A 13,975-nucleotide genomic window follows, 5' to 3' on the forward strand; every position below is an offset into this window, starting at 1 on the left:
ACGCTGGGAGAGTGAGCCCAGCCGTTCCCGCCGACGACCTCCCCGACGACGACCCGCCGGCCGAGGGCCGGAGCGAGGGCGCCACCATCACGCCCTACCGCGACGGGCCGCTGCTCGTGCGCGGGGACTTCCGGCTGGTCGACCAGGACGGCGCCGAGATCGACCCGGGCCGCAGGACCGTGGCGCTGTGCCGGTGCGGCAAGTCCGGCATCAAGCCGTTCTGCGACGGCAGCCACAAGCGCTCGGGGTTCTCCGCGCCGAGCGCGCCCAGCCGGCCCCGGCCGGCCGCGGCGATCCTGCGTCAGGACCGCGGGCCCGCCCCCGACTGAGCGGACGCACGGCGGCGCGGGCCGGCCCCGTGCCCGGCCCGCGCCGCCGTCGTCCTGCCTCTAGGCGTGGTCCTGGATGGACCGGGCCATCCGGACCTGCTCCTCGAGCACGTCGGTGATCCGGGCCTGCACCGCGTCGAGCTGGCCGATCACCTCGCTGGTGGCGTGGATGCCGGCGGTGACCTGGTCGCTGCTGGCCTGGATGCCGGCGATCTGGTCCGACACCCGCTGCGTGGCCGCCGCCGTCTCGCGGGCGAGGTCCTTGACCTCGCTGGCGACGACGGCGAAGCCGCGGCCCAGCTCGCCGGCCCGCGCCGCCTCGATGGTGGCGTTGAGGGCGAGCAGGTTCGTCTGGTCGGCGATGCCGGAGATGATCCGGATGACCTCGCCGATCGACGTCGAGGCCTCGGTCAGCGCGGCGACCTCCGCGGTCATGGTCGAGGCCTGGGCGACGGCGTTCTCGGCCACCTGCCCCGCCGCGTCGGCCGCCTCGCGCAGCCGGTCGACGCTGTCGAGCAGCTCGCGGGAGCGCTGGGCATCGGCCGCGGCGCGGCGCAGGACGTCCAGGCGCTGGCTGACCAGCTGCTGCACGTTGCGCAGCGCGTCGGCCCGCGAGTCGGACAGGTCGATGGTCTCGGTGACGAAGAAGTCCATGGTGCCGATGACGCGCCCCCCGGCGGTGACCGGGAAGCAGACGCCGGACTTCACGCCGGCCCGCTGGGCGGCGGGGCGGCGCACGCAGTCGGTGACCTCCGCGAGGTCGCGGACGAACACCAGGTCGCGCCGCTTCCACGCCCGGCCCGACAGGCCCACCCCCTCGGCGAAGCTGGCGGCCAGGGTGACCTTGCGGAACTCCTCGCCGGCCGAGCCGGACTCGATCTGGAACCGCAGCACGTCCTCCGTCTCGTCGAGCGCCCAGAACGAGCCGTAGGCCCAGCCGAAGGCGGTGCGCACCGTCTCCAGCGCCGTCCGCAGGGCCGAGGCCTCGTCGGTGGCCTCGCCGACCCGGGTGACGACGGTGGTCACGGCGGCGCGGTCGTCGAGCGTCTCCTTGAGCGCCGACGTGGCCAGGGCCGCCCGGCCGGCCTGCAGGATCAGCCGGGTGATCGCCTGCCACTTCTGACGGCGCGCGCCGAAGAAGGGCAGGACGCCGGTGTGGTGGAACTCCATCACCGCGGCCACCCGGCCGTCGTCCACCGCGGGCACGAAGCAGCCCTCCCGCGCGCCGGCGGCCCAGGCGGTCTGCCAGCGCAGGCACTGGTCGCGGCCCGGTGCGCCGGTCATGTGCACGGGCGACCGCTCACGCAGGGCGCGCCCGCCGAACCCCGCGGACTCGGTCAGCAGGCCGTCCCGCGACCAGGCGGCGGACATGGCCGGGGTGAGCGGCCCGCCCTCCCAGGCCAGCCGGTACCCGCCGCTGCCGTCGGGGAGCCACACGGCCGCGTACGCCAGGCCGCAGGTCTCCCGGATGGTCGTGGCCGAGGCGACGTAGGCGTCGACCACCGTGCGGACGCCGTCCAGCGCGGTGACGACCTTCTCGAGGGTCTCGACGTCGCGCGGCATGGGTGCGCCGTCCGTCGTCGCGGACCGGTCCTGCTCGGTGCGCCGCCACATGGTCGTCCTCCGGGGCCGGGGGACCACCGGCTCCTCGGCGGCCCTGCCCCAGAGGTTCGGCAGCGGTGCCCGCGGTGTGCAGCCGGAACGGATCCGGAGCGGGCGCGGCACCGATCGCGGCTCAGGCGGCGAGCGCGCGCTCCCCGCGCAACGCCGAGCGCCCGGCCTCCCAGGCGCCGAGCAGGTGCCGGGCGGCCAGACCGTCGAGTGCCAGCGAGCAGACCGCGCCGAAGAGCACGTCCCCGGTCAGCGAGGGGTCCTCGGCCACCAGCGAGCCGCACATGTCGACCGACGCGATCTGCTCGTGGACGGCGTCGGCCTCCACGTGCTCGTCGTAGAACACCGTCGTCGTCCCGGCGTGGCCGAGCCGGCGCAGTCCGGCCGCGTACCGGCGGCTGGGCTCCGAGGACGTCATCTCCACGCAGGCGAGGTGCCCCAGCGCCGCCCCCCGCCAGCGCCGGTGCAGGCCGAACAGCGACATCGTGTTCACGGAGGTGAACGCGACGGCGGGGGCGTCGTCCCACAGGGCGCCGTAGCCGGCGTCGAGGCCGAGGTCGCGCATCATCCCGGCGAACAGCTCGCTGTGCATGCGCTCGGGCGCACCGCCGCCGTACTCGTCTGCCTGGATCTCGACCATCGCGGCCTTGGTGCGCCCTGACAGCCGCGGGATGGCGAACGTGTGCGGGTCGGCCTCCTTGAGGTGGTAGACCGACCGCAGGGTCAGGTACTCGCGCCACTGCTCGGCGGTGCCGCGCTTGGCCATGTAGGTGGACAGCGACGGGCCGTCGTCGGCGGCGATCAGCGCGGTCAGCTGCTGGTCCACCGGGTCGCCGGTGGCGGGGACCGGGCCGGTCAGCTCGCGCAGCGCCGCGAGGTGGCGGCGTTCCAGGTGTGCCCGCAGCGTGAGCAGGTCGGGGTCCCACTCGAGGGCCTCGTCGACGCCGTCGAACCCGCGGTAGTGCAGCTCGTAGCAGAGCGCCAGCGCCAGCTGCAGGTCGTCGTCGTGCAGGGGGTCGGCACTGGCCCCGGCGGTGGTGCGGGCCAGGTCGACGGTGGCGGGGGAGACCGATCCGGCGAGGAGGTCGTCGCGGAGGGCGTCGGACAGGGGGCCCCGGGGCTCGGGCAGGCGCATGGTCCCGGGCATGCCCAGCCGCCGCGGGTTCGATGCACCGCGCACGATGTGATGACGCGCGAGGAGCGGTCCGCGCGGGCGCGGCCCCCGGACGGCAGGATCGCGGCGTGCCCTTCGAGACCCCCGCCGCGCTCCTGCGCACCACCGGCGCCGAGGGCTGGACGCTGGTCGAGCCGCTCGCCTACCGCGGCCGGCGCGACCGCTTCGTCGTCCCGGCAGGCTTCGGCACCGACCTGGCCACGGTGCCGCGGCCGGTGCTGTGGCTGGTGCCCCGGGCCGGCCGCTACACGCTCGCGGCGGTGCTGCACGACTGGCTGTGCAGCGTCGGCATCGCCACCGGCGCCGTCTCCTCCCGCGACGCCGATGGGGTCTTCCGCCGCGCGATGCGCGAGGCCGGCGTCCCGGTGGCGCTGCGCTGGCTGATGTGGACCGGTGTCCGGTGGGGAGCCCTCGCCGACCCGCAGCGCCGGCGCGGGTGGGTGCTGTCGGCGCCGGGCGTCCTGGTGATCTCGCTGCTGGCCGCGCCCCTGGTGCTGCCGCCGTCGCTGCTGGTCGTCCCCGGCCTGCTCGTCTACGGGGCGGTCGAGCGGCTGGTGTCGGGGGAGGCCGGGGTGCGGCCCTGGTCGTCCCGCCGCTGACCGGCGGGTGCCGCGGGCCGGTCACGAGCCGGTCACGACCGGACGCCACAGCGGGCGGTCGGTGCGCACTCTTGGCATGCTCGCCGCGTCTCCAGGACGGCGTCGTCCGGGCGCCGTCTGCGCACCGAGGAGGATGCCCGTGTCCACCACCGTCAACAGGTCGGACACCGACGGCGGGGCTCCCGCCGGGACGGGCCGCCCTCCGCTGAAGAGCGTCCTCGTGTGGACGGTGGTCGCCCTCGTCGGCGCGGTCTGCTGGGGCGTGCTGGCCATCGCGCGCGGCGAGACCATCTCGGCGCTGTGGCTGCTGTTCGCCGCGCTGTGCTCGTACGCGATCGCGTACCGCTTCTACTCGCGGTTCATCACCTACAAGGTGCTGCGGGCCGACGACAAGCGGGCGACCCCGGCCGAGCGGCTGGAGAACGGCGTCGACTTCGACGTCACCGACCGCCGGGTGCTCTTCGGCCACCACTTCGCCGCGATCGCCGGCGCCGGCCCGCTCGTCGGCCCCGTCCTGGCGGCCCAGATGGGTTACCTGCCCGGGACCATCTGGATCGTCGTCGGCGTCATCTTCGCCGGAGCCGTCCAGGACCTCGTCGTCATGTTCTTCTCGATGCGGCGCAACGGGAAGAGCCTCGGCCAGATGATCCGCGAGGAGATCGGCGTCGTCGGCGGGGTCGCCGCGCTGATCGCGGTCTTCGCGATCATGATCATCATCCTGGCCGTCCTGGCGCTGATCGTGGTGAACGCGCTGGCCGAGTCGCCGTGGGGCGTGTTCTCGATCGGGCTGACCGTCCCCATCGCCCTGTTCATGGGCGTCTACCTGCGCCGGCTGCGGCCGGGCAGGGTGCTCGAGGCGACCGGCATCGGCGTCGCCCTGCTGCTGCTGGCGATCGTGGCCGGCGGCTGGATCGAGGACACCGGTCTCGGCGACGCGCTGACCCTCTCCAAGGAGTGGCTGGTCCTCGCGCTGGTCGTCTACGGCTTCGTCGCCTCGGTGCTGCCGGTCTGGCTGCTGCTGACCCCGCGCGACTACCTGTCGACGTTCATGAAGGTCGGCGTCATCGTCCTGCTGGCGATCAGCCTGATCATCGCCCGGCCGGTGCTCCAGGCCGAGGCCGTCACCGACTTCGCCCGGGAGGGCACCGGCCCGGTCTTCGCCGGCTCGCTGTTCCCCTTCGTGTTCATCACGATCGCGTGCGGCGCCCTGTCCGGGTTCCACGCGCTGATCTCCTCGGGGACGACGCCGAAGATGGTCGCCAAGGAGGGCCAGGTCCGCCTGATCGGCTACGGCGGCATGCTGATGGAGTCGTTCGTGGCCGTCAGCGCGCTGATCGCCGCCTGCGTGATCGACCAGGGCCTCTACTTCGCGATGAACAGCCCGGCCGGTGCCACCGGCGGGACCGTGGAGTCGGCGGCCACGTTCGTGCAGGGGCTGGGCTTCGACACCACCGCGGAGAGCCTCGGCGCGGCGTCGGCGGCGGTCCAGGAGGACACGCTGATCTCCCGGACCGGCGGCGCCCCGGCGCTGGCCGTGGGTCTTGCGCAGGTGTTCAGCCAGGCGTTCGGCGGCGGCGGCCAGGCGTTCTGGTACCACTTCGCGATCATGTTCGAGGCGCTGTTCATCCTCACCGCCGTCGACGCGGGCACCCGGGTCGGCCGGTTCATGCTGCAGGACACGATCGGCAACGTCTGGAAGAAGTTCGGCGACCTGTCGTGGCGGCCGGGCAACGTCATCGCCAGCGCCGTCGTCGTCGGCCTGTGGGGCTCGGTGCTCTACATCGGCGTCACCGACCCGCTGGGCGGCGTCAACCAGCTCTTCCCGCTGTTCGGCATCGCCAACCAGTTGCTCGCCGCCATCGCGCTGACGCTCTGCACCGTGCTGCTGGTCAAGCACGGGAAGCTGCGCTACGCGTGGGTGACCGGCATCCCGCTGGTCTGGGACCTCGTCGTCACCATGACCGCGAGCTGGCAGAAGGTCTTCTCCGGTGACCCGCGGGTCGGGTACTTCACCCAGGCGGGCGTCTACCGCGACGCGCAGGACGCCGGGGAGGTCCTGGCGCCCGCCCAGGACCAGGGCCAGATGGACCAGGTCATCTTCAACTCGACGCTCAACGGCATCCTGCAGGCCGTCTTCGCACTGCTGACGCTGGTCGTGGCCGCGCACGCGGCCGTGATCATCGTGAAGGCGATCCGCAACCGTGGTCTCCCGACCACCGAGGAACCGGCCGTGCCGTCGAAGCTCGTCGAGCCGGCCGGGCTGTTCGCGACGCAGGAGGAGAAGCGGGCCATCGCCGAGCACGAGCGACTCGTCGGCGCCGGCGCCGGCGCCGGCCGCACCGAGGCGGAGGAGAAGTGACGGCGTCCGCCGCGGTCGTCCGGGCCTGGCAGGGCGTGCGCTGGTACTTGAAGGAGTTCACCGGCGAGGCCCGCTGGGACGACTACCTGGCGCACTGTGCCGAACACGGGCACGAGCCGGTGTCCCGGCGGGAGTTCGAGCGGCGGCGCGCCGACGCGCTCGAGCGCAACCCCGTGAGCCGCTGCTGCTGAGGCCTGCGCGACCCCGGTCCCCCGCAGGGGGACCGGGGTGCAGCCCGGTCGTCCCGTCGCCGGCCCGCCGTCCCGCGCCGACCACGTCGGCAGCCTCCTGCGCCCGCCGACCCTCCTCGACGCGCGGGCGCGGGCGGCGGCCCGGGAGATCGACGCCGACGAGCTCTGCGGCGTCGAGGACGAGGCGATCGCCGACGTCGTCCGGCTGCAGGGCGACGTCGGCCTGCGGACCGCCACCGACGGCGAGGTCCGTCGCGCCTCGTGGCCCACGGACTCCGTCCACCCCGTCGACGGGCCGCTGTCGATCGACGAGCCGATCTCCGGGCGGGACCCCGCCGAGGCGCTTCGGCGGGCCGGAGGTCGACGGCTTCGTCCTCGAGTACGACGACGTCCGCTCCGGCGGCTCCGAGCCACTGCGCTTCGTGCCCCCGGGCAGGCGGGTCGTGCTCGGCCTGGTGACGACGAAGCGGCCGGAGCTGGGGAGCGAGGACGACCTCGACCGCCGGATCGACGAGGCCGCGCGCCACGTCCCGCTCGAGCGGCTCGCGATCTCGCCGCAGTGCGGCTCCTCCTCGACCGTCGAGGGCAAGCCGGCGCTGGTCGTCGAGGTGGCCCAGGAGGTGTGGGGCTACGCCCGGAAGGGCGCTTGATCGGGGGCCCGGACCGGCACCGGGTCGCCGCCGCCCGCGCCCGGGCGGCAGCGGCGCAGCCGGTTGACGGTCAGCCGGCCGCCGCGCAGGAGCCCGTGGGTGCGCAGCGCCTCGAGCCCGTAGGTCGAGCAGGTCGGCGTGAACGGGCAACACGGCGGCCGGGCCGGGCTGACCCGACGGCGGTACGCGACGACCAGCCGGACCGGCCAGCGCGCGGCCCACGGCGTCCCGGCCGGAGCGGGCGTGACCAGCGCCGCGGGGAGGGCCAGCCACAGCAGGGACAGCAGGCTGACGGCGTCGCAGCCGCTCTCGCAGCCGTCGCAGCCGTCGCCGGAACTGCCGGCCCTCCGCTTCGAGCGCTGACGGCGGCGGGTGCACCCGGGGCGGCTGGTCACGGCGGGGCATGCTGCAGGTCCCGGCCCTGTGGGGGAAGGGCCTGCCGCGCGGGTCGGGCGCGCAACGTCTCGTCCCTCCCGTCACGGGGGTCGGCGCCCGTCCCAGGAGGACTCCAGCGGTGGCGCGGGGGTGCCGACTCTGAGGACACGTCCCGAGGCCATCGGGCCCGTCCGAGAGGAGACGTCATGTCCGTGCCGTCGTCCCCCGACCGCCGCTCCCGCCGTCTGACCGAGCTGCGCGCCGGCCTGTCCGTCCTGACCAGTGCCGCCGCCGACCTCGGCGTCGGCGGCCACACCGACGTCCGGGTGCTGCCCGACGGCCGGCTGTGGCTCGACGAGCTCGACATGGCCGTCTCCGCCGCCGACGTCTACCAGGCGGCGCGCGGGCTGGTCGCCGCGCAGCTCGACGCCATCGCGCAGGTCACCGGCCGGCCGGTCGAGGACCACGCGCTCGCCTGGTTGGTCACCCTGCAGACCAACGAGGTCATGGTCGGCCTCGACGACGCCGCCGCCGCTGACGGCACCATGGACCACGACGTCATCGACGACGCCGCCTGATCCGCCGTCCCCGGACGCACCGCCGCCCCCGGGACCGACGGGTCCCGGGGGCGGCGGCAGGCGGGGTCAGCGCAGGTCGATGCCCCGCGTCTCGGGCGTCAGCACGGTGGTGATCAGGCCGACGGCCACCAGGACCACCATGTAGACCGAGAACAGCCAGGCCATGCCCATGGAGTTGAGCCAGGTGAGCACGTACGGGGCGGTGCCGCCGAGCAGGGCGACCACCACGGAGTACGGGACGCCGACGCCGGAAGCGCGGACGTGCGTCGGGAACAGCTCGGCGAAGAAGGCGGGCATGATCCCGACGAACGCGCCGAGGAAGAACAGCGCCACTGACATCAGGACGAACAGCCGCAGGGCCGAGTCGTCGACCAGCGCCATGAGCGGGAAGGTCAGGACGAGGAACGCGACGCCGTAGGCGATGAAGATCGGCTTGCGGCCGAAGCGGTCGGACCAGCGGCCCCACAGCGGCAGCGTCGCCATGAACACCAGGTTGGCCGCGACGCTGGCCCACAGGCCGCCGGTGGCGTCGACGCCGCGGTTGGCGATCGCGAAGCCGGGGATGCCGACGGCCCAGGTGTAGTAGACGACCGTGACGCCGGCCGACAGCCCGAGGATGCGCACGACGCTGCGCCGGTTCTCCACCAGACCGTGCAGGAGCTGGCGGGTGGTCTGCCGGCTGTGCATGACCGGGCCGGCCTCACCGGCGTAGGCCTCCGTCTCCTGCAGGCTGCGGCGCATCCACAGCCCGACGACGGCGAGCACCCCGCCGAACAGGAACGGCACGCGCCAGGCCCAGTCCGTCAGCGCCTGCTCACCGAACAGCGACGAGGCGCCGGCGCCGATCAGCGAGGCCAGCACGATGCCGGCGGTCACCGAGACGTAGACGCTGGTCGACCACAGGCCGCGCCGGGCGCGCGGCGCGACCTCGGCGATGTAGGTGTAGGAGGCGGCGATCTCCCCGCCGTGCGCCAGGCCCTGCACCAGCCGGGCGACCAGCAGGACGGCGCCGGCGCCGACGCCGATGGCGGCATGGGTCGGCGCGATCCCGATGAGCAGGCTGCCGAGCGCCATCGTGATCATCGACGTCGTGAGCGCGTAGCGCCTGCCCCGGCGGTCGGCCAGCCAGCCGAAGAAGAAGCCGCCGATGGGCCGCATGAGGAAGCCCGCGGCGAAGATCGCCAGCGTGGACAGCAGCGCGCTGGTGGGGTCGTCGCTGACGAAGAACTGGGCGGCGAAGAACGGCGCGAAGATCGCGTAGACGCTCCAGTCGTACCACTCGAGGGTGTTGCCGACGCCGGCTCCCAGGAGGGTGCGGAACCGGCTCTGCTGGACCGGCGCCGCCGGTTCGAGAGCCGGGACGGCAGCGGGCGTGGTCGATGCGGACATGCGGGAACTCCCGGGACGGCGGTGTCGGGCACGAGGGTGGTGACGGTGGAGCGGGGGAGGGGCCGGCGGCCGGACGGAGTGCCGGCCGCCGGGCCGGTCAGACGGCCGGTGGGCCGGACAGTGCGGCGAGGTCGAGCGAGTGCGCGGCGTCGCGGCCGGCGAGGCGGCCGAAGACCATCCCGCGGAGCACGGAGGTCCCGCCGGGGTACTTGCCGTGGTAGAGCCCGGTGCACTCGCCGGCGGCGTACAGCCCGGGGACGGGTGCGCCGGAGTCGGTCACCACCCGGCCGCGGTCGTCGACGTCGAGGCCGCCGAAGGTGAACACGATCGCGCAGGCCACCGGGTAGGCGATGAACGGCGGCCGGGTCAGGGCCACCGCCCAGTTGCTCTTCGGAGGCTGCAGGCCCTCGGTGGCCAGCCCGTCCGGGGAGCGCCAGTCGAAGGCGCCTCCGGGCGCCGCCGCGTTGTAGTCGGCGATCGTCTCCGCCAGCGCGTCGGCCGGCAGGTCCAGCGCGGCCGCGAGCTCCTCCACGCTGCCGGCGGTGACCGGCGGCCTGCTGGTCAGGATCCCGCGCTCACGCGCCTCGACCTCGGTGAAGTGCTGGTCGGTGACGAACCAGGCGGTGGACCCGGGCTGCCGCCAGATCGCACGGGCGGTGGCCTCGTAGGTCTCGTCGACGGTGCCGCGACCCTCGTCGAGGAAGCGCCGGCCCTGGCCGTTCACCAGGATCCCGTACGGGAACACCATGAGCAGGGGCTCGGGGTCGGTGCTCCGCGGGTCGACCGGCTCGGCGTGGAAGGAGTCCCACTCACCGGCCCGGGCGGCCCCGGCCTCCAGCGCCATGCGGATGCCCTCACCCTTGTTGAACGCGACGCCGGGGGCGATGGGGCGCAGTTGCGTGCAGTCGCCGCCCAGCTCGCTGCTGAGGTGCTCCACCGAGCCCTCGAACCCGCCCGAGGCGATGACGACGCGGGCGGCGGGCAGCACGGTGGTGCCACCGGTGTCGGGGTCGCTGACCTCGAGGCCGGTGACCGCGCCGGCGTCGTCGAGCAGGAGCCGCTGGGCCGTCGTCCGGTAGCGGAACTGCACGCCCAGCCGCTCGGCGACCGGGCGCAGCGCCTCGAGCAGCGCCTCCCCGCCGCCGACCGGCTGCAGCCGCGGCCGGCTGCTGTTGATGAAGTAGGTCGGGAGCTTGCGGAACCGGACGCCCTTGTCCTGGATCCACTCCATCGTCTCGGGCAGGTGCTCGACGAGGGACTCGACGTACCAGGTGGGCGTGCGGCCGTCGGAGAAGCCGACGACGTCGCTGACGAAGTCCTCGCCGGGCTCGTAGACGTCGTCGATGCGCAGGTACGCCGACGTCCACCTGGTCAGGCCGCCGGCCTCCAGCCGGTCGGCGCGGTCGACGAGGACGACGCGGGCGTCATCACGGCCCTGCAGCTCCTCGGCCGCCGCCACGGCGGCGGAGAGCCCGGCGATGCCGGAGCCGATGACGACGATGTCTCGGGTGGTCACGGATGTCTCCTCTGGATGCTGGGACGCAGGTCAGGCGCGGGGGTTGAAGGGGTCCTTGACGCCCTGTCCCATGTCGACCCAGACGGACTTCTCCTCCGTGTACTCACGCAGTGCGTCGGGGCCGTTCTCCCGGCCGACGCCGCTCTGCTTGTAGCCGCCGAAGGGCGTGTTGTAGCCGGTCTTGCGGTAGTTGTTGATCCACACCGTGCCGGCGCGCAGCTTGCCGGCCACCCGGTGGGCGCGCTGCACGTTGCCGGTCCAGACGCCGGCGGCCAGGCCGAACTGGGTGTCGTTGGCGATGCGCACGGCGTCGTCCTCGTCCTCGAAGGGGATGACGGCGGCGATGGGGCCGAAGACCTCCTCCTGGGCGATCTGCATGTCGTTGCGGACGTCGGCGAACACGGTGGGCCGCAGGAACAGGCCGCCCTCGAAGCCGTCGACCGTGGCCGGGGTGCCGCCGGCCACCAGCCGGGCGCCCTCGCCCTTCGCGACGTCGATGTAGTGCAGGACCTTGTCGTACTGCGGGCGGCAGGCGATGGTGCCCATCTCGCTGCGGTCGTCCTGCGGGTCCCCGACGGTGATGCGCTCGGCGCGCTCGGCGAGCTCCTCGACCACGCGGTCGTAGACGGACCGCTGCACGAGGATGCGGGAACCGGCCATGCAGGTCTGCCCGCTGGCCCCGAAGATGCCGGCGATCAGGCCGTTGACCGCGCTCGTGAGGTCCGCGTCCTCGAAGACGATGTTGGGCGACTTGCCGCCCAGCTCGAGCGAGAGGCTCTTGAGGCTGCGGCCGGCCGCGGCGGCGATCGCCTGGCCGGTCGCGGTCGAGCCGGTGAAGGCGATCTTGTCGACGCCGGGGTGCGTGGTCAGCGCGGTGCCCGAGGGCTGGCCGTAGCCGGTCACCACGTTGAAGACGCCCGGCGGCAGTCCACACTCGGCGGCCAGCTCGGCGATGCGGATGGTCGAGACGGGGGTGATCTCCGAGGGCTTGGCGATGACGGTGCAGCCGGCCGCGAGGGCGGGGCCGAGCTTCCAGACCAGCAGGAGCAGCGGTGAGTTCCACGGGGTGATCGCCGCGACGACGCCCAGCGGCTCGCGGACCGTGTAGTTGAGCATCTGCTTGAGGTGCAGCGGGTTGGTGTGGCCGGTCGGCATCTGCGCCAGCCCCGCGTAGTAGTTGAAGTACTCCGGCATGAGGCGGGCCTGGCCGGCCATCTCGCGGATGAGCTTGCCGTTCTCGTCCACCTGCAGCTGGGCGATCTCGTCGGCGTGGTCGGCGATGGCCTGGCCGAAGCGGATGAGGAACGCGGCACGGTCGGCAGCGCGCCAGTCGGCCCACTCGCCCTCGAACGCCGCACGGGCGCTGGCCACGGCGCGGTCGACGTCGGCGAGGGAGGCGTCGGGCACCTGGGCCCAGACCCGGCCGGTGGCGGGGTTGAGGACGTCGAGGTACGCGCCGTCGGCCGGCTCGACCTGCTGGTTGTCGATGAACAGCCCGTAGCGGGTCGTCTGCAGCTCGGTCAGCGGCGAGAGGGGGGAGGGTGCGAGGGACATCGGGCTCAGACCTCGTTCTTCGGTGCGGGCGCCGCGTCGGTGCTGCGGCGGCTGTGGCGGCCGGGGGACCGGCTCTGCCCTGGAGACGTCGACCACGTTAAGGGATTGTTCAACAATCCGGCAAGAGGTCCAGAGGATCCCGCTACGATGTCGGCATGAGCGACGTCCCCGGCCTGGCCCCGATCCCGCGGCTGTCCTCGCTGCGCTCCATGGCGGTGGAGGCCATCCGGGCGGGGATCGTCAGCGGCCGGCTCGCGCCGGGGACCCGGTTGATCGAGCGGGAGCTGTGCGAGCAGCTCGACGTCTCCCGCAACACGCTCCGGGAGGCCTACCGGCAGCTGGAGGCCGAGGGCTTCATCGTCGTGGTGCCGCACCGCGGGCCGACGGTGTCGCAGATGAGCGAGCGCGAGGCGCGCGGGCTGTTCGAGGTCCGCGAGGCGCTGGAGGGGCTGGCGGTGCGGCTGTTCGTCGAGCGGGCGTCCGCCGCGGACCGGGAGGCGCTCCTGGCCGCCGTCGACGCGCTGCGCGAGGCGCACGCGGGCGGGGACGTCCCCGAGATGCTGGCGCGCAAGAACGCGTTCTACGACGTGCTCTACCGCGGGGCGGACAACGACGTCCTGCACGCCCAGGCGCGGCTGCTCGGCAACCGGCTGGCGCGGCTGCGCGGCCGGTCGCTGTCCGAGCCGGGCCGCCCGGCGCAGAGCATGGCCGAGATCGAGGGCGTGGTGCGGTGCATCGCGGCGGGGGACGCCGACGGTGCCAGCCGCCTGTGGCGCGACCACATCCGCTCGGCGGCACGGTCGGCGATCGGCTCGTCGGCACTCGCCTCCTGACCCGAGGGCCGTTCTCCGGCACCGCACCGGGACCTCCGACCCCGTGTGCCGGGCGGCCCGGGGGCCTAACCTGCGTCCCACGGGACGCCACCGGGCGGGCCGGTGGCCGGACGCCGCTGCGGCGGCGGGACGGAAGGCGACCGGTGGACACCGACCGGCGGACCCGAGCGACGACCGTGTTCGTGCTCGACGACCACGAGGTGGTCCGGCGGGGCGTGGCCGCCGTCCTCGGGGCCGCTCCGGGGCTGACCGTCGTCGGCGAGGCGGGGACCGCGGCGGAGGCGCTGGTGAGGGTCCCGGCGCTGCGCCCCGACGTCGCCGTGATCGACGTCCGCCTCCCCGACGGCGACGGCATCACCGTCGGCCGCGAGCTGCGCTCGCGCGTGCCCGGCCTCGCGCTGGTCGTCCTCACCAGCTACGACGACGACGAGGCGCTGCTCGACGCGATCCTCGCCGGCGCGTCCGGCTACCTGCTCAAGCAGGTCCACGGCCGGGACCTCGTCGAGGGCGTGCGCACGGTCGCCGCCGGCGGGTCGCTGCTGGACCCGATGGCGACGGCGGCGGTCTTCGCGCGGCTGCGCCGGGTGGTCGAGCCGACCGGGCCGGTGACCCGGTTGTCCGGGCAGGAGCGGACGGTCCTCCAGCTGATCGGGGAGGGCCTCACCAACCGGCAGATCGGCCAGCGGATGTTCCTCGCCGAGAAGACGGTGAAGAACCACGTCTCGCACCTGCTGGCCAAGCTCGGCCTCGAGCGCCGGACGCAGGCGGCCGTGCTCGCCACCGAGATCCGCACGGGCGCCCTGCCGCGCTGAGTGCC

General features: G+C 74.1%; 14 protein-coding genes. 8 read left to right on the forward strand and 6 right to left on the reverse strand.

Translation table 11 applies throughout. The features are described from left to right. Positions 1-11 precede the first annotated feature (11 nt). Positions 12-329 (forward strand): CDGSH iron-sulfur domain-containing protein, encoded by a 318-nt coding sequence (locus HLV61_RS07885; protein WP_369254037.1) that lies wholly within the window; start codon positions 12-14, stop codon positions 327-329. Between the two features lie 60 nt (positions 330-389). Here HLV61_RS07885 and HLV61_RS07890 read toward each other — a convergent pair whose 3' ends face one another. Further along, the gene (locus HLV61_RS07890) at positions 390-1,943 is read right to left on the reverse strand and encodes a methyl-accepting chemotaxis protein (protein WP_369254039.1); all 1,554 of its coding nucleotides are present in this window, start codon (positions 1,941-1,943) and stop codon (positions 390-392) included. Between the two features lie 121 nt (positions 1,944-2,064). Beyond that, positions 2,065-3,120 carry an iron-containing redox enzyme family protein gene (locus tag HLV61_RS07895; protein ID WP_369254041.1) on the reverse strand — a complete coding sequence of 352 codons (1,056 nt, stop codon included), beginning with the start codon at positions 3,118-3,120 and terminating at the stop codon, positions 2,065-2,067. 62 nt (positions 3,121-3,182) lie between these two features. Between HLV61_RS07895 and HLV61_RS07900 the strand changes: the two genes are divergently transcribed. The 4 genes from HLV61_RS07900 to HLV61_RS07915 all read left to right on the forward strand — a co-directional run bounded on the left by HLV61_RS07900 (position 3,183) and on the right by HLV61_RS07915 (position 6,913). Then, positions 3,183-3,713: a DUF1353 domain-containing protein gene (locus HLV61_RS07900; protein ID WP_369254043.1), complete on the forward strand. Its 531-nt coding sequence runs from the start codon at positions 3,183-3,185 to the stop codon at positions 3,711-3,713. 139 nt (positions 3,714-3,852) lie between these two features. After that, complete coding sequence (locus HLV61_RS07905; protein ID WP_369254045.1) at positions 3,853-6,072, forward strand: carbon starvation CstA family protein; 2,220 nt, start codon at positions 3,853-3,855, stop codon at positions 6,070-6,072. Next, positions 6,069-6,263, forward strand: a complete 195-nt coding sequence (locus HLV61_RS07910) for a YbdD/YjiX family protein (RefSeq protein ID WP_093583612.1) — start codon at positions 6,069-6,071, stop codon at positions 6,261-6,263. Before HLV61_RS07905 ends, HLV61_RS07910 begins: the two co-directional genes overlap by 4 nt. Positions 6,264-6,685: 422 nt before the next feature. Then, positions 6,686-6,913, forward strand: a complete 228-nt coding sequence (locus HLV61_RS07915) for a hypothetical protein (RefSeq protein ID WP_369254048.1) — start codon at positions 6,686-6,688, stop codon at positions 6,911-6,913. Here the strand turns inward: HLV61_RS07915 and yidD are convergent. Continuing rightward, on the reverse strand, positions 6,892-7,308 hold the full coding sequence (gene yidD / locus HLV61_RS07920) for a membrane protein insertion efficiency factor YidD (protein WP_369254050.1): 417 nt from the start codon (positions 7,306-7,308) through the stop codon (positions 6,892-6,894). The two genes, HLV61_RS07915 and yidD, sit on opposite strands and share 22 nt — an antisense overlap. Positions 7,309-7,494: 186 nt before the next feature. On the opposite strand from yidD, the gene HLV61_RS07925 reads away from it, so the two are divergent. Further along, positions 7,495-7,866: a hypothetical protein gene (locus HLV61_RS07925; protein ID WP_369254052.1), complete on the forward strand. Its 372-nt coding sequence runs from the start codon at positions 7,495-7,497 to the stop codon at positions 7,864-7,866. Positions 7,867-7,932: 66 nt separating this feature from the next. On the opposite strand, the gene HLV61_RS07930 is transcribed toward HLV61_RS07925, so the two are convergent. The 3 genes from HLV61_RS07930 to HLV61_RS07940 all read right to left on the reverse strand — a co-directional run bounded on the left by HLV61_RS07930 (position 7,933) and on the right by HLV61_RS07940 (position 12,325). Further along, positions 7,933-9,255, reverse strand: coding sequence for an MFS transporter (locus HLV61_RS07930; RefSeq protein ID WP_369254054.1), 1,323 nt, complete (start codon positions 9,253-9,255; stop codon positions 7,933-7,935). A gap of 97 nt (positions 9,256-9,352) precedes the next feature. Then, on the reverse strand, positions 9,353-10,771 hold the full coding sequence (locus tag HLV61_RS07935; RefSeq protein ID WP_369254056.1) for an FAD-dependent oxidoreductase: 1,419 nt from the start codon (positions 10,769-10,771) through the stop codon (positions 9,353-9,355). 30 nt (positions 10,772-10,801) lie between these two features. Beyond that, positions 10,802-12,325 (reverse strand): aldehyde dehydrogenase, encoded by a 1,524-nt coding sequence (locus tag HLV61_RS07940; protein ID WP_369254058.1) that lies wholly within the window; start codon positions 12,323-12,325, stop codon positions 10,802-10,804. A 155-nt stretch (positions 12,326-12,480) separates the two neighbouring features. On the opposite strand from HLV61_RS07940, the gene HLV61_RS07945 reads away from it, so the two are divergent. Further along, complete coding sequence (locus HLV61_RS07945; protein ID WP_369254060.1) at positions 12,481-13,158, forward strand: GntR family transcriptional regulator; 678 nt, start codon at positions 12,481-12,483, stop codon at positions 13,156-13,158. A 143-nt stretch (positions 13,159-13,301) separates the two neighbouring features. Then, the gene (locus HLV61_RS07950; protein ID WP_369254062.1) at positions 13,302-13,970 is read left to right on the forward strand and encodes a response regulator; all 669 of its coding nucleotides are present in this window, start codon (positions 13,302-13,304) and stop codon (positions 13,968-13,970) included. Positions 13,971-13,975 lie beyond the last annotated feature (5 nt).

The organism is Geodermatophilus amargosae (genome assembly GCF_041028265.1).
Lineage (GTDB): Bacteria > Actinomycetota > Actinomycetes > Mycobacteriales > Geodermatophilaceae > Geodermatophilus > Geodermatophilus amargosae_A.